Source organism: Variovorax ginsengisoli (genome assembly GCF_030486595.1).
GTDB lineage: Bacteria > Pseudomonadota > Gammaproteobacteria > Burkholderiales > Burkholderiaceae_C > Variovorax > Variovorax ginsengisoli_B.
Genome location: NZ_JAUJZH010000019.1, coordinates 39,962 through 58,328 on the forward strand (window position 1 = coordinate 39,962; position 18,367 = coordinate 58,328).

Sequence of the window (18,367 nt, forward strand, 5' to 3'; positions counted from 1 at the left end):
CATCGACAGCGATGGAGTCCGTCATGGCAGTTGGCAGTTCGTTTCCTCACCGCACGACCGCAGCGGCTGCGCCGCAGCCTGCTGCGGTTCCGGCTGCGCCGCCCAATCCCGAGTTCCTGACCACCGACGAAGCCGGCGCCTTCCTGCGGCTGTCGCCGCGGACGCTGGAGAAGCAGCGGGTGCTCGGCGGGGGTCCGCGCTTTCGCAAATTCGGGGCGCGCGTGGTCTACGCCGCCGCCGATCTGCGCGCTTGGGCTGACAGCCACACCTACGGCATGACCTCGGATCCGGGCTACGTGCAGCGCGACTCCGTCCGCTGACCTACCTTGGGCAACGCCGCATGTCCAAGCGCATGAGCGAACGCGAACAGCTCTCGCTGTTCCGCGCGCTGCCGCACGACGGCATGGCGCTGCGTGATGCGCAGGACCTGATGGCCTACCCCTTCTTCTCGCTGGCCAAGACGCCGCGCATCGTGCCGATCCGCTTCGAGGCCGGTGGCATCTCGCTCACCGTAGAGGGTGTGCCCGAGCACGGCATCGCCACCATCTGGGACGCCGACGTGCTGATCTGGGCTGCCAGCCAGATCATCCAGGCCAAGAAAGAAGGCATCCCGCCTTCGCGGCTGATGGTGGCTACGCCCTACGAGATCCTGCGCTTTGCGCAGCGGGGCACCGGGCGCAGCGACTACCTCGCGCTGCGCGCCGCGCTGGACCGCCTGCAGTCCACCACCGTCGCGACCACGCTGCGTCAGCGCGAGCGCCCGAACGGTGGCAAGCGGGTGCACCGCTTCTCATGGATCAACGAGTGGAAGGAGTACATCCGCCCGGATGGGCGCTCGGAGGGCATCGAGCTGATCCTGGCCGACTGGTTCTTCACCGGCGTGATGGAAGAAGCGCTCGTGCTCACGCTTGATCCCACGTATTTCCGGCTCTCAGGCGGCATCGAACGCTGGCTGTACCGGCTCGTGCGGAAGCACGGCGGGCGGCAGCCGAATGGCTGGCGCTTCGAGATGCGGCATCTGTACTTGAAGTCCGGCGCGCTCCAGCGCTCGCGCGACTTCGCCGCGCACGTGCGCGGTCTCGCACTGCGCCAGGCGCTTCCGGGCTACCGCTTGTCCGTCGAACGTACCGGCGGAATCGAGTGGTTCGCCTTTCACCCTTGCATCGACAACTGCCCGAAGACCGACTTATCCACTGCTCGTGTCGACCGGGACTTATCCACAGCTTCTGTTGAAGAACCTGTGGATTTCATGGGGGCGGGCTCGGTGGATCACCGGCGCGCGACTCGGGTGATCGCCGGCGCAAACATCGGTGGATCACCGGCGCAAAACCGCCCGCAACCCGCGCCCAGCAACGGTTTCGGGCCTCCCTAAACATCTAAAGGGATACATAAATGGAAGTCACGCGCGCGCGAACCGAAGCTGCCCAAAAAGCGGGCAGCGCCTCGTGGGAGGCAGTCCGAACATCCGAAGACCGCTTGCCAGGAAGACAAACCCGGCCCGGCAAGGTGATCGCATTGCTCAACCAGAAAGGCGGTGCGGGCAAGACGACGCTCGCCACGCACCTGGCCGGCGAACTGGCGATGTCAGGGAGCCGCGTGACGCTACTCGATGCCGATCCGCAGGGCTCGGCCCTTGACTGGGCGCAGCGGCGCCTTCAGAACGGCCAGGGAAGGCTCTACGGCGTGTTCGGGCTGGCGCGGGACTCCTTGCACCAGGAGGCGCCGCAGATCGCCCGGGAGGCGGATTACGTGGTGATCGATGGGCCGCCCCGCGTTGCGGCCCTTGCGCGCTCCGCGCTGCTGGCCGCCGACCTGGTGCTGATCCCGGTCCAGCCCAGCGCCTACGACGTGTGGGCCAGCCACGAGATGGTGACGCTCATCGCCGAAGCCCGGGTGTTCAGGCCGCAGCTTCGCGCGGCCTTCGTGATCAACCGGCGTGTGGTCGGCACGGTGATCGGCCGCGAAGCGCGCGCCGCCCTGGCCGACCAACCGTTTGCCGCGCTGCAGACCGAAGTCTCGCAGCGCATCGTGTTCGCCGATAGCGTGGCCGCCGGCCGGCTCGCATGCGAGGCCGCGCCGAAGTGCGCCGCCGCGCGCGAGATCGCGGCACTGGCGCAGGCAGTGCAGGAGATGCTGCGATGACGGGTCCATCGTCATCCTCAACGCCGAAGCGGGCATCCATCGGCCGCAAACCTGCCGCTGACCCGGCATCGACCTGGGTGCGCCAGGCCGATGCACCGGAGAACGTCGCGAAGGCGTCGATCTTCACCGCGCGCCTCACCATCGACGTGACGCCGGCGCTGCGGGGCCGCATCAAGGTGATCGCCTTCGAACGAGGCGTCACTGCGGCCGAGATGCTGCGCGAGCTGCTGGAGTGCGAATACGGTGGAGGCCAGTCATGACGCAGCCGTCGTCCATTGGCGCGCAGACCTGGCCTCACGCAGCGCTGCCGCCACAGCCTACCCCTATGCGCGTCTCGCTCGCCTTCGTCGAGCATCGCGTGAACGTCTGGCTGCGCTTCGGCCAGCCGGTGCGCGAGACGGTGCTCGACCGATGGCGGCGCGTGGCAATCTTCGAGCCCAATGCGGTGTGCTGTCGCGTCAAATGGATCGGCAACGACTACGGCACGGCGCTCTGGCAGCTCACGGTCCTGCAAGCACCGATGCCGTTCGATGGTGCACAGCGCATCGCCGGCGTGGTGCCGGGCGCGCGCATCCTGCTGCGCGCCGATGGCGAACAGCAGGTCAAGTCAGTGCTCGAAAGGATCGACGCCGTCGAAGCGCTGGGCATCGAACCGGCTATGGTTGCCTCCACATACTGGCAGACCGTCGGCAACCGGCTGGCTGCGCGCCAGTCGTTGCCGGAGTACACCAGCGAGCGCCATGCGGCGCATGTTGCGCGCGGGGCGCTGCGATGAGCCGGCGGGTACTTCTTGCCGGCATGGGCATCGGCCTGGCTGCGCTGTGCGCGCCGGCCTTCATGCCGATGTCGGTGCAGGAACGTGTATTCCTGGTCTACAACCCGACGGACAGTGTGCCGCGCGGCTGGTACCAGGTCGGCAGCATCGACAGCGCAGCTGCGCTGCACGTCGGCAGCATCGTGCTCGCCCGGCTTCCTATCGACGTGGCGGCCTTCGCAGCACAACGCCGCTACCTGCCGAGCGGTGTTCCGATCCTCAAGCGTATCGGCGCCATTTCACCGCAGTCGGTGTGCGTTCGAGAACAGGTCGTGCTGATTGATGGCGCAGTGGCGACGACCGCACTCACCCATGACGGCGCGCGCCGGCCACTGCACTCTTGGCAGCATTGCCGCCCCCTCGCCAGCGGCGAACTGTTCCTGCTCAGCGACACTAACCCGGCGTCGTTCGACAGCCGCTACTTTGGCCCCATCTCCGTCTTCGCCGTGCTCGGCATCGCGCGGCCGCTGTGGACCTGGAACGCGCCATGAAGTCTGCCTTATCGCATCACGCAACATGCCACTGGAATGCAGCCGAGCATGCGCCCGCGCTTCATTCCATCGTGCAGGGAGCCCGCCGCCAGCGTGCAGCTCGCGCTGCATCGCTGCTGCCCCTCGAGCAGCGCTGCGCACCCGGTGCGCGGCTGGCGGCAGGTCGGAGCCGGGAGCGGATGCGGAAGGCGGAGACGGAGGGCCAGATAAAAGGGGTGGCACGTCGCGCCCCTCCAGGCCAGTCTGCACGTGGGTTTGCGGCGGCACCGCAAGGGGTCTTGCGCGTGCCGCGCAGAGACTGGAATCCGCATGGCAGTGGCGTCTGCCGCGTGCCGTTTCCGATGCGCTGCGCCACTGTGCGCTGGAGTCTTCATGGCTGGCAATGACGAGGATCGCTTTCGGGTCAAGCCCGCGGCACCGAAGTCGCGGGGCGGGCCGCGCTCGCAGCGCTTCGTTTCACAGGTTCTCAAGCAGATGTCGAAGACCGGCGCAAAGCCCTCCGGCAAGGGCCTTGGCAGATCCGCCAACACGTTCGGCCGAGGCCGCGTCGCGGCCTCCCTGGCCGGCCAGCGTCTGGGGCCGAATGCGCGGCGTGTGGTCATTAAGTCCCGCTTCGTCGTGCTGCGGCGTGCCAGCCCGAACTCTGTGGCCGTACACCTGCGCTACATCGAGCGCGACGGCGTTGCACGCAATGGACAGAAGGGCCAGGCCTACGGCGCCGACGCCGATGCGGCCGACCTCAAGGCCTTTCAGGAGCGCGGGCAGAGCGACCGCCACCAGTTCCGCTTCATCGTCTCGGCCGAGGACGGCCTAGAGCTGGAAGACCTGAAGGGCTTCACTCGTCAGCTCATGCGCCGCATGGAGATCGACCTCGAGACCCGACTTGACTGGGTGGCCGTGGACCATTGGGACACAGACAACCCGCACACGCACATCGTGCTGAACGGCCACACGGGCGGGCCTGCCAGCGGCCGGGAAGATCTTGTGATCGCCCCTGACTACATGGCGCACGGCATGCGCTTGCGCGCCAGCGAGATCGCGACCGAACGGCTGGGGCCGCGCACCGAGGCGGAAATCCGTCAGAGCCTGCTGCGGGAGGTCAACCAGCAGCGACTCACCAGCTTGGATCGGGCGCTGATCCGGCAAGCTGGCGCCGATGGCATCGACCTGACGGCTACCCCGCAAGACCAGCAGCGCCAGAGCGTACTCCGGGCACGGCTGCAGCGTCTCGAAGGCATGGGCCTGGTCGAGAGGATTGACGCGAACCACTGGAAGCTCCAGCCCGAGATGGCGGCCACACTTAACGCCATGGGCCAGCGCGAGGATGCGCTGGAGACGGTACGCCGTGCGCTCAAGGGCCAGCGGCGGGAATGTGTGATCGATGATCGTCCAACCTCCTCTGTCATCGGTCGGATCGCGGGCAAGGGGCTGGCCGACGAACTGCACGACCGCAGCTACTTGGTGGTCGATGGCATTGACGGACGGGCGCACTACCTGAAGCTGCCACCCGGTGCCGACCTCGCAGAACTGCCTATGAATGGCATCGTGGAGGCTAGAGTCCCCGATCAGGAGAAGCCGGTGGACCGCCACATCGCAACCATCGCCAGAGACGGCCTCTACAAGGCAGCCGACCACGTGGTGAAACTGAAGCAAGCTCGCGATTCCGACCCGCAGGCCACTGTCGATGCACACGTGCGCCGGCTCGAAGCGCTGCGCCGCGCCGGCATTGTTGAGCGCATCGCTGATGGCGTCTGGAAAGTGCCGCCGGACCTTCTGGAGAAAGCTCGAACGCATGACATACAGAAAAATAATGGGCTGGTGATCGAGCTGCGGTCGCATCTCTCCATTGAACAGCAAGTGCGCACCATGGGCGCCACCTGGCTGGATAGGCAGTTGTTGGGCGGCGACTCGGCCGTGGGCGGACAAGGCTTTGGGGTTGAAGCACGCGATGCAATGCGCGACCGTGTCGATTTCCTTGCGGAACGGGGCTTGGCCGAACGGCATGACCAGCGAGTAGTTTTCGCGCGAAACCTGCTGGCCACCTTGAAACATCGTGAGCTGGCTGCAGTTGGCAAGGCGCTCCACCAGCAAACCGGACTAGCTTACCGGCCGCTACGTGATGGCCATTCTGTGAGCGGCGTTTACAGTCGTTCGATTCAGTTGGCTAGCGGCCGCTTTGCCATATTGAATGAGGGGCTGGGCTTTAGCTTGGTGCCGTGGCGGCCGGTGGTCGAACAGCGGCTAGGTCAGACCGCGTCCGCTGTGGTTCGAGGATCATCCGTCACCTGGCAGTTCAGTACACAGAGAGGCATCTCTATCTAATCCGCCGCCCGAACTTTCCAGCGCAACTTGCCTTTGACAGAAACTGGCAGTCTACCTACCGCATGAGCTGCCGAGCAAATTCGACAGATGCGATTTGGCACACATTCGTGGGAAGAAGCACATCATCGCCCGCCGTCAAAATCCAAGATTGACCACGGTGATTGCCGCCTGGCCACTGGGTCCTCGCAGGCAATGACGGCCACCTTCAAGCGTGCACAGACGTTGCTCGAGGGTATCTGTCGTGGGTGTACCGTAAAGGCCATAGCTGTAGCCGTCGCGGTGGCCAAATGCACGGAGACGCTGGCGGACGTCCGCCACGCTTGGGGATAGCACGGTCGACCCCTTGGAAACCCCCGGGGGAACGGCCTCGTATCCACTGGGGACCTGGTAATCGTGGTGAATTAATTTGGTGCTGATGTCTTTGGACATAGCGTCCCATGTTGGTCCGCCGGGTATGGCCGCTTTGATTTGGGCACTTCGACTTCTACCGTACGGAAGGTGTCCGCGAAAAGGGGGCAACTTCACGGATGAGCGCTAGGCGTTCGATGGAGTGAAGTCAGGCGGAGCCAGTACCTGCACGCTTCCGTGCGGAGATCACATTCAAAGCCGTTTCCCCAAGATCCCACCAGAGGCCCGCCATCAGCGCCAGCGATTCGCGGGCAACGGAGCCCAGGAAATGCTCATTGGGCGCGTGCTGCGAACATGCCGGGTAGGAATGTGGAACCCAAACCGTGGGAAGGCCGAGCGTGTTCGCGAAGATTTCGTTGGGCACGGTGCCGCCGAGGTTCGGCAGCAGTGCAGGCTTCTTGCCCGTGGTCTTACGAATCGAATCGAGCGTCCACTTGACCCAAGGGTCGTCAAGGTCCAGGCGGGTCGCCGTGACCGCAGGCTTGACAATGACATTCACATGCTTGATGCCGTTCCTGGCGAGGTGCTCATCGAGATAGTTCTGGGCGTTCTCCCAGTCGGTTCCCACCACAAAGCGCAACTGGCAATGCGCACGCGCTGTCGGAGGAATCGCGTTGACGGGCGCGTCAGGATTGCCCGATTTGAATGCCAGCACTTCCAGCGCGTTCCAGCCCAGCACTCTTTCAGCAGGTGTCAGGCCGGGCTCACCCCAGTCGATGTCCACTTCGGGAGCGCTACTGTCCCGGCCGAGTTCGATGTCCGACAACGCTTCACGGACAGCTGCAGAAATTGGAGGCGGCATGAGCCCCTTGACGAGGATGCGGCCGTTGACGTCCACCATGCTGGCAATCGCGTGCGATAGGACAACTGCGGGGTTGCGCAGCGCGCCGCCCCAGTTCCCGGAGTGGTGCCCACCACTTCGCAGATCAAGCTCCAGATCGAAATTCAGCTCGCCGCGCGACCCAAGAAAAACTGTGGGTCGCTCAGCCGACACTCGAGGTCCGTCCGAGGCCAGGAAGACGTCGCCACTTAGAAAGTCGCGTTCTGCTCCGCAGATTTGGTTTAGTCCGGGGGAGTCCACTTCTTCGCCGGTCTCCATGATGATCTTGAGGTTGAATCCGAGCTTGCCACCTCGCGCGTTCATAACAGCCTCGAGCGCGGCCAAATTCACGGAGTGCTGCCCCTTGTTGTCAGCAATGCCGCGGCCGTACCAGCGATCGCCATCGACCACGATCTTCCACGGCTCCAGGCCTTTGTGCCACTGGTCGTCGTAACCGCGGACCACGTCGCCGTGCCCGTAGGTGACGACCGTCGGGAGGTTTATGTCCTCAATGCGACTGGCAAGGAGAACCGGCGCGTCGATGTCGCTCGGGTTGGGCACAAGCTTCGTCTCGAATCCCAGCCGATGGAGCAGTGGCGAAATTTCCTTTTCGAGATAGGCGTGAAGGTGTTTCGCCTGGGACGGTTCCTGGCTCTCGGTCCGATAGGCGACACGGCGGTCAAGGTCCGTCAGGAATCGGCCTGAGTCGTAGGTTTCGACGGCGCTGGCGATTGCGGCTTCACGTGTGGCGGCGCTGGTGTTCATGTTTACTTTTATGTTGAAACCGGTTACGCGTAGTGGCTCGCTCTGCGATCGAGAAACTCTTTTTGCCGCGCCAGCACGCCCAAGCCGGATTCGCCCACCAGTTGCTCATAAACCGCCGGTGCGGTTGCACCTTCTGTGCTAATCAGCAGCACCGTGGACGAGTGGTCCAGTCCAGCTTGCCGTGCGAGCTTGGGATCGCGCATCAGCTGGATCAGGCCGGCCAGACCAGCGGCGCCAGATTCCCCGGAAACGATGGGGAGGTCACTTTCATTGCCCTTGGCCAGCACCTGCATGGCTTGAACCGCATCCTCATCCTTCACGGTCATGAAGTAGTCAACACTTGATACCAGGAAGCGCCAGGCCAGTGGCGAGGTTTCACCGCAAGCCAGGCCCGCCATCACGGAGTCCACGGAACCGGTGGCCTTTGCTGCAACACCGCTGAGGGCGCTCTGGAAAAGACAGTCCGCCTGCTCGGGTTCAACGATGATTGCCGTCGGACGGCGGGTGCCGTAGGTTTCCCAGAAATAGCTGACGATGCCGGCGGCGAGTCCGCCCACACCACCTTGCAGAAAGACATGGGTCACGGGCGATTTCGACCGCGCCGACCCTTCAACGATTTCGGCTGCGATGGTGCCGTATCCCTGCATCACATCACGCGGGATCTCTTCATAGCCGTCATATGACGTATCCGAGACGACATGCCAGGCATTCTCACGAGCCAGGCGCGCGGCCTCCTCCACCGACTCGTCGTAATTGCCCTGGATGCGAACGATATCTGCGCCATAGGCCGCGATAGCCGCTTCCCGCTCGGCGCTGACGTTGGCATGCAGCACGATCACGCAGCGGCAACCTGCACTCTGCGCTGCCGCAGCCAAGCCTTTGCCGTGATTCCCATCCGTCGCACTGATAACCGTGAAGTCGCTGAATTTTGTCTTGTAGGCGCCGGAAAGTAGCGCCTGCGGATCCAGGCCGTCGTTTGGCCACAGGCGGAGAATTAACCTAACCAATGCGATCGGCGCACCGAGTGCCTTGAAGCTGCCAAGTTCGGAACGAACCGATTCATCCTTCACGAGAATCTGTCCCACGCCCAGTGCAGTGGCAAGTCCGTCCAGCGCGTAGAGCGGTGTTGACCCTGGATAGATGCCACCCCATGTCGAGAGCCACTTCCTGCTTTGCTCAGCATTGTCGACAGACATGATTGAACGCAGATCATTGGGGTACGTTTCGCGCGTAGCACGCGTGTTGGTAATGAGCATTTGGTTGTTCCGTGTGTGATGCTGCAATCCTAAGATTTGAAGCTGTGTTGCTTGGCGCAATTTGAGGCTGGAAAACACAACATCTGTGCGATGTGCAGGACCACTGTGGCTGCACGTTGTGTTCGCACGATCGCAACGCTCAGGTCCCACGTGCAGCACGCTTTTTTCCTTGAGGTAGCTAGGCGCCGGGTCGATCGACCAGTGCAAGCCTGACCCCAAAGACGATGAACATCGAGCCAGCAAGCTTGTCGAGCCAGTGCATTCCGCGTTGAACGACAGGTCTTCTGGCCATCCACGCAGCCGCGATCGCCCAGCCCGCGTTGACCGGGATGCTGTTCACATTGAAAAGTACACCAAGAGCAAGGAACGCACTGGTCTTTCCTGTCGTTTCCGGGCTGATGAACTGGGGCAGGAAAGCCAGGAAGAACAGCACGACCTTCGGATTGAGGACGTTGGTCCAGAAGCCGCCGAGAAAAATCTCTTTTGAACTGGGAAGAGGCCGCGATAGAGCAACCGCTTGAAGGTCTGTTGTCGCCGGTGCTGCACGCGCAAGCAAGATCTTCCCGCCGATCCACAACAGGTACGCAGCGCCGATCCATTTCAGGACAGTGAAGGCAGTCTCAGAGGCCGCCAGAAGTGCGCCCATTCCCAACGCAGCAGCAAAGATGTGCACAAAGCAGCCAGCTGTGATGCCAAGACCAGCGACAACGCCAGACTTCCAGCCGCCTCGTAGCGAGTTCGTGACGATGTACAGGACGTCAGGCCCTGGGGTGACGTTCAGCAGCCAGCCGGCCAGCACGAATAGGAGGAGGTGATAAGCGTCTGGCATCGTAGCGTGATCGATTATTGATTGCGCAGGACTTGACCGAGGAAAGTCCGCAGGCGGTCCGACTTCGGGGTGCTGAACATTTCGTCAGGACTTCCGGACTCGACGATCTCGCCGCGGTCCATGAAGACTACGCGGTCTGCGACTTCGCGAGCGAAGCCCATTTCGTGCGTTACGCAGATCATCGTCATGCCGTCCTTCGCGAGGGAAACCATCGTATCGAGTACTTCCTTAACCATCTCGGGATCGAGCGCGGAGGTCGGCTCGTCGAAAAGCATGATCTTCGGTTTCATGCACAAGGCTCGTGCGATCGCAACACGCTGCTGTTGGCCACCGGAGAGCTGCCCCGGATATTTGCTGGCCTGGTCTGGAATCCGCACGCGCTCCAGGTATGACCTTGCCAGCGATTCAGCTTCCCGGCGGGGCACATGCCGGACCAGCATGGGCGCCAAAGTACAGTTCTCCAGCACCGTCAAGTGCGGGAAGAGGTTGAAGCTCTGGAAGACCATCCCTACTTCGCAGCGAACGGCATCAAGGTTCTTTGCGTCGCTGTCGAGGCTGATGCCGTCCACGACGATCTGGCCTTCGTGATGCTCTTCAAGCTGGTTGATGCACCGGATAAGGGTCGATTTACCCGAACCGGACGGACCGCAAACCACGACGCGTTCGCCAGTCGCCACGTCAAGGTTGACGTCGCGCAGCACGTGCATCGCGCCGTACCATTTGTTGATCTTCTGCATCGAGACTGCGACGCCTTGCTGGCGAGCGGCCGGTGCTACTGTCGTTGCGATAGTCATAGGTTTAGCGCTTTCTATGCTGATTGAGGTGGACTTCAAGCTTCTGGCTGTACTTGGACATGGCAAAGCAGAACGCGAAGTAGATGAAGCCTACGAATATGTACGTTTCGACCGCAAAGCCCTGCCAAGCGGGCTCGCCGATCGCAGCGCGCGAGGCCGCGAGCAGGTCATAGAGACCGATGACGAGCACCAGCGACGTGTCCTTGAAGAAGCCAATGAAGTTGTTGACGAGCGGCGGAATGACGAGCTGCAACGCTTGTGGGAGGATGATCTTGCGGTTCGTCGACCAGTAGGAGAGACCCAACGCATGCGCCGCTTCGTACTGTCCCTTCGGCAGCGCCTGCAAGCCGCCGCGGATGACCTCGGCGAGATAGGCGCCAAAAAAGAGAATGATGGCAACCTGAGCGCGCAAGAGCTTGTCCAGGTTGACGCCTTCTGGCATCAGGAGCGGGAACATCACACTCGCCATGAACAGCAGCGTGATCAGTGGAACGCCGCGAATCGTCTCGACATATGCGACGCAGATCCATCGGATAAACGGCAGCTTCGAACGGCGTCCCAGTGCCACCAGAATCGCCAGCGGGAAAGCCACTGCAACGCCAACCGTCGCCAGAATCAGAGTCAATGCCAAGCCGCCCCATTGCGTCTGCGGCACGAACTGCAGGCCGAAAACTCCGCCCCACATGAGTAAGCCAATGGCCATAAGCGCCAGTGTCCACACACCGGCCAAGGCGGGTCGCCAAAAGCGCTTCATTCCGGACATGACGTAGAGACCAATGAACAGCAAGACGACGATCAAGGCTCTCCACTGTTCCTCGAAGGGGTACATGCCGAAGAGCATGAAGCGATACTTGTCCGTGATGACGGCCCAGCATGCGCCGCTGCCTTGAACGGCCTTGCAGGCGTCGCTGTTAGGCCCCTGCGAACCTGTTGGGACACTCCAGATCGCGTTGACGACTCCCCACTGGAAAACGAATGCAGAGAACTTCGCCAGCACAACCAGAAGGACGATCGTCGTCAGCGTCGATATCCACGAATAGAAGAGGTTTTGGCGCAGCCACGCAATCGGGCCGCTGCGTTCCTGCACCGGGGGTGTACGCATGACGGTGGTGCTGGAATGGACAGAGTGTTTCACGGATAGGATGGTCACGTTAGCGCTCCACTAGTGCAATACGGGCGTTGTAGTGGTTCATCAGCGCGCTGATCGAGAGACTGATCGTGAGGTAGACGCCCATGATGATTGCCACAAGTTCCACCGCTTGACCGTTCTGGTTCATCGCCGTGGTGGCGATGGAGACGATGTCCTGGTAGCCAATGGCAACGGCCAGGGAGGATTGCTTGGCCAGGTTGAGGTATTGGCTCGTTAGCGGCGGAACGATCACTCGGAGTGCCTGCGGAAAAACGATCCATTTCAACGTGTTTGATGATTTCAAGCCAAGGGCGCGGGATGCTTCTATCTGTCCATGACTAACCGACTGGATGCCGGAACGAACAATTTCGGCAATGAATGCCGCGTTGTAGATCACCAGACCAAACAACAGCGCGAAGAATTCTGGCGAGACGGTGACGCCGCCACGGATGTTGAAACTCCGTGGGCTAGGCATGTCCAAGGCGAACGGAGCGCCCAGCGTAATCACGACCGTGGCGGGCATGACCGCCATGAGCAGGACCGCGGTCGGCCAAGTGGCGCGTTGGCGCCCATCGTCCAGTGACTTGCGAGTGGCTCGCTTTGCGGAGATCACAGTGGCAATCAAACCAAGGATGAAAGCGAGGAGCGTCCAGCTGTGGGCCGTTTGCCAGTCGAGAACCGGGAAGCTCAAGCCGCGGTTGGACAGGTAGACGCCCGCGATGGGGTGGATCGCTTGGCGAACCGGCGGCAGACCCTGAAGAAGGGCGTACCAGAGGAACAGTTGCAACAGCAGGGGCAGATCGCGGAAGAACTCGACGTAAGCCGACATCAGCTTTGCGAGCAGCCAGTTCTTCGATAGGCGGGCAACTCCGATTACGGTGCCCAGGATTGTGGCGAGCACGATGCCCCAAAACGCAACCCAGAGCGTGTTGAGCATGCCCACGACCAGCGCACGCAAATAGCTATCTGCCGGGGTGTAAGGGATCAGGTGCTCCGCAATGGGAAGCCCTGCTTCGCGTTGCAGAAAGCCGAATCCCGAGGCAACATTACGTGCGCCGAGATTCGCCTGTGCATTACCGATCAGCCAGCTGAAAACGCCGATCACGATCAGCGCAGCGAGCACTTGCCATACGACCCGACGCATGGGGACCTTGGAGCGGGACAATCTGTTTGAGGACATTGGAGTTTCGCCATCCCGACCAGATGGCGGGCTTAAACATTGACTAGGGGAAAGGGATTCGCCGGCTCGATTTGAGCCGGCGACATCAGCGCGACTAGCGCATCGGCGCGGCGTACTGGATGCCGCCGTCCTTCAGTAGACGATTCAGGCCGCGCGGCAGGCCCAGGGGCGCGATGCTGCGCTCGTAGATCTCAGCATAGTTGCCAACGCCCTTCACGACGTTCACTGCCCATTGCGCGTCGAGGCCAAGCGCGGCGCCGAGGTCGCCGGTCTCACCCATGAAGCGCTGGATAGCCGGATTCGAGTTGTTCCTGAACTTGTCAATGTTGGCGGCTGTCATGCCGAATTCTTCGGCGTTCAGCATGGCCGCGTGGGTCCAGCGAACGATGTCAAAGAAGCGCTGGTCACCCTTGCGGATGAAAGCTCCCAGCGGCTCCTTGGAGATGATTTCGGGCAGGACCTGGTAGTCGTTGCCAGCGCTACCGATGGATGCCTTGAAAGAAGCAAGTTGCGCGGTGTCGTTTGTATAGGCGTCGCAACGGCCGCTCACGATGGCGTCGCGCATTTGCTCCATCTTCTCGATGACGACCGGCTTCATCTCGAGCTTGTTTGCGCGGAAAAAGTCGGCGGCATTCACTTCGCCGGTGGAGCCGGGCTGGAAACACACTGAGGCGCCGCCGAGATCATGCGCGCTCTTGATGCCGTCCTTTTTCTTTACAAGAAAGCCCTGACCGTCATAGAAGTGGATTGCCGGCACTTCCAAGCCAAGCTGTGCTTCGCGGGTCAGCGTCCAGGTGGTGAAGCGAGCCACGATGTCGACTTCGCCGGACTGAAGCGACGGGAAGCGCGTCAGGCTGGTCAGAGAGACGAAGCGAACCTTGTCCGGATTGCCGAAGATCGCCGCCGCGATGGATCGACACACGTCTGCATCGAAGCCGCGCATCACGCCGCGTGCGTCGGGGAAGCCGAAGCCGGGGCGATCACCGCCGACGCCGCAAATGAGCTGGCCACGTGCCTTGATGGCGTTGAGCGTAGGCGAAGCCACCGATGGCGCCGCTGCGGCCACAGGCGCCGAGGCCGGCCGCGGTTGTGCGATGGCAACACTGGCCACAAGCGTTGCCGCGCAGGCAACTGCGTTGAAGATGTTGCGGGGGCGATGACCGTTCGTGGACATGGAGTTTGTTCCTTCAGGTAGGTGGAGTGGTATAGGAAATCGTAAAAGTGACCCCTCGCACGAATGGTTGAATCTGGATAGCGAAAGCGCGCCGTTATTGCGTTCGTGAAACATTCAGCCGAGGGTTTCCCCTAAGAGGGCGCGTGGCATGCACAAAATTGGGCGCTTTTCCTCGTTTTGAGCCCCTGGTGCAACAATGTTTCGGTTGCCAGCGCACATACGCGTCAAAAAACCGCTTCTTGCGGCCCAGAATTTAGCCAGCGCTGACGCATAACAACCATGCTTTTAGACAACTACGACATCAAGCTCCTCAGCCTCCTGCAGGCGGACAGCAAGACTTCCCAACGCCAGCTCTCGGAAGAGGTGAACCTGTCGCCGTCGGCGGTAAACCGGCGAATTGCTGCGCTTGAAGCGGCCGGCGTCATCATGACGACGGTAGCCGTCGTCGATCCAACGGCGGTGGGTCGCCCCATCACCATCCTGGTCGAGGTGAAGCTGGAGAGCGAGCGGCTGGATCTGCTCGATCAAGTCAAGAAGAGTTTCGCGAACTGTGTGCAGGTGCAGCAGGTCTACTACGTGACTGGTGATTTCGACTTCATGCTCGTGATCAACGTCAAGGACATGTCCGAATACGAAAAGCTCACGCGCGAGCTGTTTTTCTCGGCAGGAAACATCAAGACGTTCAAGACTTACGTTGCCATGCAGCGGATCAAGGTATCCCTCAACGTGCCGTTAACGATTTAGGAATTTCGATGCGAGATTTTGAAGCCCCAGGCCGGTCCGTCGCGGTCGGCAGCAGGGGAATGGTGGCGACCTCCAACCCGCAGGCAGCGTTGGCTGGACTGGACGTCCTGCGGTCCGGTGGGAATGCCATCGATGCAGCAGTCGCTGCTGCGGCAATGCTGGCAGTCGTCGAACCGACCCAGACTGGAATCGGCGGCGACTGCTTCGTCATGCTTAGAAAACGTGGCCAGGCGCCGGTCGCGCTCAACGGATCGGGTTGGGCTGCCAAGGCAGCGAGCGCGGAAGAATTGCGCGGGCGCGGAATGGCCTCCATCCCGGTCGATAGCGTCCATGCCCTGACCGTTCCAGGTGCGGTTCGCGCGTGGAATCGATTGGTCGAAGACTACGGGACGCGTTCGCTGCAAGAACTGCTCGAGCCCGCGATCGGTGCCGCCGAATTGGGTTATCTGGTCACGGAACGCCTTGCGCACGATTGGGCGCGACAGGCGGCAAAAATGATGGCGACGGCAGAAGCGAAAGCCCTGTTCTTTCCCGCAGGCAGAGCGCCTGCCTTAGGCGAACGCAGAAGCAATCCTCAGTTGGGCAAGACGCTGCGCGCCATCGCCAAGTCCGGCGCTGACTCGTTCTACGAAGGCTGGGTTGCCGAGAACATCGTGACCTCGTTGCGAAAGAAGGGAAGCCTGCTGAGCCTCGACGATTTCGCTGAATTCAAGCCGGAGTATGTGACGCCGATTTCAGCGAGCTACCGTGGCTATCGATTGTGGGAGTGCCCGCCCAACGGGCAAGGGGTCGTGGCGCTGCAGATTGCGGCGATGCTCGAGGCGTTTGATCTCAGTGCAATGGGGCCTCTCAGTGCAGAAAGGTTCCATCTTCAGGCAGAGCTATCGCGCATCGCCTATGCACAACGTAACGCTTTCCTATGCGACCCGCGGTTCAACGCAGTAGATGTGAATGAGCTGCTTTCCGACGACACGATTGAACGCTTGACCCGAGGGATCGATCTAGACACGAAGTCCGATGGATGGACGCCTGTTGCGTTGCCCGAACACAAGGACACCGTCTACGTGTCAGTCGCCGACTCGGACGGCACGCTCGTCTCATTCATCAATTCGATATACGACGATTTTGGCAGCGGGATCGTGGCACCTGGCACAGGAGTCCTGATGCACAACCGAGGATCAGGCTTCGTACTTGAGGAAGGTCATCCCAACGAGTTGCAGGGACGCAAGCGGCCCATGCACACCATCATTCCCGCGTTGGTCACCAAGGATGCAGACACCGTCATGAGCTTTGGAGTTACTGGTGGCCACTTCCAGCCGGCGGGCCAGCTCCAAGTACTCTCGAATATCGTCGACTACGGCATGTCTGTGCAGCAAGCTATCGATCATGCGCGGATGTTCGCCAGAGGCGATGTGTTGGAGCTCGAGCGGACGGTTCCTGACGCGGTGTGGTCGGGCCTTCGCAAGCGAGGCCACGAGCCGGTAGCAGCGCCGAGCCCGCTCGGTACCTGCCATGCAATCTGGGTCGATCAGGGATTGGGTGTCTATATGGGTGGCTCTGATGGTCGACGGGACGGTCTCGCGATCGGCTTCTGATGAAGCCGTTGCGGGCATGGCGGTCAGCGCTGAATTCCGCTGCGGTTGGAAGAGAAGTAGTCCATCGCTGCCTGCACGCTGTTGCCAGCGAGCTCGACGCCCGCAATGCGCAGACCCATCTCGGCACCGGCGGAAGGTAGCTGGGCCCTGCCGCCTTCATCCCGTGCTTGACCTGCTGGGTGAGTTCATCGGCCTGCACCTCATCGACGCCCGATTTGATTCGTCGAGCACGAGCCTGAAGATTTCCTCGGGACTGGACTTCGGGACATCGAACCCGCGCGTGAAGTCGGTGTCGACGTACGCCATGTGCAGCCCCAGCACTTGCGCCTTCTGAGCCGCCAGTTCATTGCGCAGGGCATTGGTGAGCGACCAGGCTGCGGACTTGCTTGCCGAATAGGCCGGCAGCTCGCCGTCGTTCACCCACGAGGCGACCGACAGGACGTTGAGCAACGCGCCGCCACCGTTGGTCTTGAGAATTGGCGCGAAGGCATTGCTCATGCGCACGGCGAAGTAATTGGTCTCGAAGATGCTCCGTGCGAAGTCTTCGCTATCGGCTGCGAGAAAGCTCCCCGGCTGCGCAATGCCGGCGTTGTTGATCACCAGCGTCACATCGGACGCACGCCAGCGCTGCGGCGGCCGCCACGTCTTCCGGCTTGTTGACGTCCAGGTGCAGGGCCTCCACACCGGATTGGGTGATGGTCGCAGGGTCGCGTGCGCCGGCGTAGACCTTGGGGGCACCGCGGGCGAGCAGCTCGCGCGCGAAGGCCAGGCCGACACCGCGGTTGACCCGTGACGAGGGCAATAGCGTTTGCAATCTTGATGGGAGTCCCCAAAAGCTGGGGTGGAGAACTAGGCTCACTTGATCTTGATAACGACCTTGCCCTTGGCGCGACCTGCTTCGACATAGGCCAGGGCCTCGTTGGTCGACTCGAACGGGAAGACCCGATCCATCACGGGGCGGATAACGCCAGCATCGAAGAGACGGGTGATCTCGCGCAGCTGGCTCCCGTTCGGCTTCATGAAGAGGAACGAGAAGCCAACGCCACGGCTCTTTGCCCTCCGCCTGATTCCCGAGCTCAGCAGCCGCATGACCAGCTTCACGAAGCCGGGTGCCCCGATGTCCTTGCCGAATTCGGGATCGGGCGGTCCGGAGATGGAGATGAGCTTTCCGCCGCGCTTGAGCACGCGAAGGGATTTTTCGAGCGTCTTGTTGTCCTGGCTGTTCAGGACCACGTCGTAGTCCCGCAAGACATCCTCGAAGTCCTGCGTCTTGTAGTCGATGACGACGTCTGCGCCCAGACTCTTCACGAGAGCGACATTGGTCGTGCTCGTCGTCGTGGCCACGGTGGCGCCCAGATGCTTGGCCAGCTGAATGGCAAAGGTGCCCACGCCGCCGGAGCCAGCCTGGATGAAGACCTTCTGCCCCTTCTTCAGGCGCGCCTTCTCGATCAGTGCCTGCCAAGCCGTCAAAGCCACCAAAGGAATGGAGGCGGCGGCTTCCATCGTGAGGCCCTTGGGCTTGAGCGCCAGCGAGGCTTCCTTGACGGGGGCGAATTCGGCGAACGTACCGATGCGGAAGTCGTCCGCCCGCGCATAGACCTCATCACCCAGCTTAAACTGGCGCACGCGTGGGCCGACTTTGACCACCACCCCGGCCACATCGTGACCGAGGATCAGAGGCAGACGGTAGGGCAGTATGAGCTTGAACTCTCCGTCCCTGATCTTGGAGTCCAGCAGGTTTACGCCAGCGGCGTGGACCTGCACCAGGACTTCGTCGTCGCGCAGTTCCGGTGTCGGCACGTCTGCCAAGGGCCATGCGAGCTTTTTCCCATATCGACCGAGAACAAAAGCTTGCATGTCTTTCCTTGGTATTTTTGCGCCGAGGTTTGCGGAGGGTCCAAGAC

17 protein-coding genes and 2 pseudogenes are annotated in these 18,367 nt (G+C 61.8%); 9 read left to right on the forward strand and 10 right to left on the reverse strand.

Translation table 11 applies throughout. From position 1 onward, the window contains the following. Window positions 1-23 precede the first annotated feature (23 nt). The 7 genes and pseudogenes from QZH52_RS23760 (at window position 24) to QZH52_RS23790 (ending at window position 5,769) form a co-directional block, all read left to right on the forward strand. The gene (locus tag QZH52_RS23760; RefSeq protein ID WP_286539780.1) at window positions 24-320 is read left to right on the forward strand and encodes a helix-turn-helix transcriptional regulator; all 297 of its coding nucleotides are present in this window, start codon (window positions 24-26) and stop codon (window positions 318-320) included. A 20-nt stretch (window positions 321-340) separates the two neighbouring features. Next, window positions 341-1,159 (forward strand): annotated as a pseudogene (locus QZH52_RS23765) (replication initiator protein A); the annotation flags it as partial. A gap of 233 nt (window positions 1,160-1,392) precedes the next feature. Then, window positions 1,393-2,142: a ParA family partition ATPase gene (gene parA / locus QZH52_RS23770; RefSeq protein ID WP_286539778.1), complete on the forward strand. Its 750-nt coding sequence runs from the start codon at window positions 1,393-1,395 to the stop codon at window positions 2,140-2,142. Then, window positions 2,139-2,402, forward strand: coding sequence for a ribbon-helix-helix protein (locus QZH52_RS23775; RefSeq protein WP_286539777.1), 264 nt, complete (start codon window positions 2,139-2,141; stop codon window positions 2,400-2,402). Before parA ends, QZH52_RS23775 begins: the two co-directional genes overlap by 4 nt. Next, complete coding sequence (locus tag QZH52_RS23780) at window positions 2,399-2,917, forward strand: DUF2840 domain-containing protein (RefSeq protein WP_286539776.1); 519 nt, start codon at window positions 2,399-2,401, stop codon at window positions 2,915-2,917. Before QZH52_RS23775 ends, QZH52_RS23780 begins: the two co-directional genes overlap by 4 nt. After that, window positions 2,914-3,447, forward strand: a complete 534-nt coding sequence (locus QZH52_RS23785) for a S26 family signal peptidase (RefSeq protein ID WP_301812987.1) — start codon at window positions 2,914-2,916, stop codon at window positions 3,445-3,447. Before QZH52_RS23780 ends, QZH52_RS23785 begins: the two co-directional genes overlap by 4 nt. A 372-nt stretch (window positions 3,448-3,819) precedes the next feature. After that, window positions 3,820-5,769, forward strand: coding sequence for a DUF3363 domain-containing protein (locus QZH52_RS23790; RefSeq protein WP_286539773.1), 1,950 nt, complete (start codon window positions 3,820-3,822; stop codon window positions 5,767-5,769). A 135-nt stretch (window positions 5,770-5,904) separates the two neighbouring features. Here QZH52_RS23790 and QZH52_RS23795 read toward each other — a convergent pair whose 3' ends face one another. The 8 genes from QZH52_RS23795 to QZH52_RS23830 form a co-directional block, all read right to left on the reverse strand. Continuing rightward, on the reverse strand, window positions 5,905-6,198 hold the full coding sequence (locus tag QZH52_RS23795; RefSeq protein WP_286539772.1) for a PLP-dependent transferase: 294 nt from the start codon (window positions 6,196-6,198) through the stop codon (window positions 5,905-5,907). Between the two features lie 127 nt (window positions 6,199-6,325). Further along, entirely contained in the window at window positions 6,326-7,762 is a 1,437-nt protein-coding gene (locus QZH52_RS23800; protein ID WP_286539770.1) for a M20 family metallopeptidase, read from the reverse strand. A 23-nt stretch (window positions 7,763-7,785) separates the two neighbouring features. Next, window positions 7,786-9,018, reverse strand: coding sequence for a diaminopropionate ammonia-lyase (locus QZH52_RS23805; RefSeq protein ID WP_286539769.1), 1,233 nt, complete (start codon window positions 9,016-9,018; stop codon window positions 7,786-7,788). A gap of 178 nt (window positions 9,019-9,196) precedes the next feature. Continuing rightward, window positions 9,197-9,847 (reverse strand): LysE family translocator, encoded by a 651-nt coding sequence (locus QZH52_RS23810; protein ID WP_286539768.1) that lies wholly within the window; start codon window positions 9,845-9,847, stop codon window positions 9,197-9,199. Window positions 9,848-9,861: 14 nt separating this feature from the next. After that, a complete protein-coding gene (locus QZH52_RS23815) occupies window positions 9,862-10,641 on the reverse strand; it encodes an amino acid ABC transporter ATP-binding protein (RefSeq protein ID WP_436411625.1) in 780 nt (259 codons plus the stop codon). Window positions 10,642-10,645: 4 nt separating this feature from the next. After that, window positions 10,646-11,743 carry an amino acid ABC transporter permease gene (locus QZH52_RS23820; RefSeq protein ID WP_301813091.1) on the reverse strand — a complete coding sequence of 366 codons (1,098 nt, stop codon included), beginning with the start codon at window positions 11,741-11,743 and terminating at the stop codon, window positions 10,646-10,648. Window positions 11,744-11,792: 49 nt separating this feature from the next. Then, on the reverse strand, window positions 11,793-12,914 hold the full coding sequence (locus QZH52_RS23825; RefSeq protein ID WP_286539765.1) for an amino acid ABC transporter permease: 1,122 nt from the start codon (window positions 12,912-12,914) through the stop codon (window positions 11,793-11,795). A 130-nt stretch (window positions 12,915-13,044) separates the two neighbouring features. Further along, window positions 13,045-14,124, reverse strand: coding sequence for an amino acid ABC transporter substrate-binding protein (locus QZH52_RS23830; RefSeq protein WP_286539764.1), 1,080 nt, complete (start codon window positions 14,122-14,124; stop codon window positions 13,045-13,047). 279 nt (window positions 14,125-14,403) lie between these two features. Between QZH52_RS23830 and QZH52_RS23835 the strand changes: the two genes are divergently transcribed. Both QZH52_RS23835 and ggt read left to right on the forward strand, forming a co-directional pair. Continuing rightward, window positions 14,404-14,868, forward strand: coding sequence for an Lrp/AsnC family transcriptional regulator (locus QZH52_RS23835; RefSeq protein WP_286539762.1), 465 nt, complete (start codon window positions 14,404-14,406; stop codon window positions 14,866-14,868). Between the two features lie 59 nt (window positions 14,869-14,927). Further along, window positions 14,928-16,463, forward strand: coding sequence for a gamma-glutamyltransferase (gene ggt / locus QZH52_RS23840; RefSeq protein WP_301812989.1), 1,536 nt, complete (start codon window positions 14,928-14,930; stop codon window positions 16,461-16,463). A gap of 130 nt (window positions 16,464-16,593) precedes the next feature. Here the strand turns inward: ggt and QZH52_RS23845 are convergent. Both QZH52_RS23845 and QZH52_RS23850 read right to left on the reverse strand, forming a co-directional pair. Then, a pseudogene (locus QZH52_RS23845) lies at window positions 16,594-17,284 on the reverse strand (SDR family oxidoreductase); the annotation flags it as partial. A 34-nt stretch (window positions 17,285-17,318) separates the two neighbouring features. Next, window positions 17,319-18,320: an NADP-dependent oxidoreductase gene (locus QZH52_RS23850; protein ID WP_301812990.1), complete on the reverse strand. Its 1,002-nt coding sequence runs from the start codon at window positions 18,318-18,320 to the stop codon at window positions 17,319-17,321. Between the last annotated feature and the right edge of the window lie 47 nt (window positions 18,321-18,367).

Bases quoted from the DNA above. Each gene is read 5' to 3' on its own strand.
- QZH52_RS23810 (WP_286539768.1), bottom strand. From the start codon at position 9,847: ATGCCAGACGCTTATCACCTCCTCCTATTCGTGCTGGCCGGCTGGCTG.
- QZH52_RS23780 (WP_286539776.1), top strand. From the start codon at position 2,399: ATGACGCAGCCGTCGTCCATTGGCGCGCAGACCTGGCCTCACGCAGCG.
- QZH52_RS23775 (WP_286539777.1), top strand. From the start codon at position 2,139: ATGACGGGTCCATCGTCATCCTCAACGCCGAAGCGGGCATCCATCGGC.
- QZH52_RS23790 (WP_286539773.1), top strand. From the start codon at position 3,820: ATGGCTGGCAATGACGAGGATCGCTTTCGGGTCAAGCCCGCGGCACCG.
- QZH52_RS23785 (WP_301812987.1), top strand. From the start codon at position 2,914: ATGAGCCGGCGGGTACTTCTTGCCGGCATGGGCATCGGCCTGGCTGCG.
- QZH52_RS23820 (WP_301813091.1), bottom strand. From the start codon at position 11,743: ATGCGTACACCCCCGGTGCAGGAACGCAGCGGCCCGATTGCGTGGCTG.
- QZH52_RS23760 (WP_286539780.1), top strand. From the start codon at position 24: ATGGCAGTTGGCAGTTCGTTTCCTCACCGCACGACCGCAGCGGCTGCG.
- QZH52_RS23815 (WP_436411625.1), bottom strand. From the start codon at position 10,641: ATGACTATCGCAACGACAGTAGCACCGGCCGCTCGCCAGCAAGGCGTC.
- QZH52_RS23850 (WP_301812990.1), bottom strand. From the start codon at position 18,320: ATGCAAGCTTTTGTTCTCGGTCGATATGGGAAAAAGCTCGCATGGCCC.
- QZH52_RS23800 (WP_286539770.1), bottom strand. From the start codon at position 7,762: ATGAACACCAGCGCCGCCACACGTGAAGCCGCAATCGCCAGCGCCGTC.
- parA (WP_286539778.1), top strand. From the start codon at position 1,393: ATGGAAGTCACGCGCGCGCGAACCGAAGCTGCCCAAAAAGCGGGCAGC.
- QZH52_RS23795 (WP_286539772.1), bottom strand. From the start codon at position 6,198: ATGTCCAAAGACATCAGCACCAAATTAATTCACCACGATTACCAGGTC.
- QZH52_RS23825 (WP_286539765.1), bottom strand. From the start codon at position 12,914: ATGCGTCGGGTCGTATGGCAAGTGCTCGCTGCGCTGATCGTGATCGGC.
- QZH52_RS23830 (WP_286539764.1), bottom strand. From the start codon at position 14,124: ATGTCCACGAACGGTCATCGCCCCCGCAACATCTTCAACGCAGTTGCC.
- QZH52_RS23805 (WP_286539769.1), bottom strand. From the start codon at position 9,018: ATGCTCATTACCAACACGCGTGCTACGCGCGAAACGTACCCCAATGAT.
- QZH52_RS23835 (WP_286539762.1), top strand. From the start codon at position 14,404: ATGCTTTTAGACAACTACGACATCAAGCTCCTCAGCCTCCTGCAGGCG.
- ggt (WP_301812989.1), top strand. From the start codon at position 14,928: ATGGTGGCGACCTCCAACCCGCAGGCAGCGTTGGCTGGACTGGACGTC.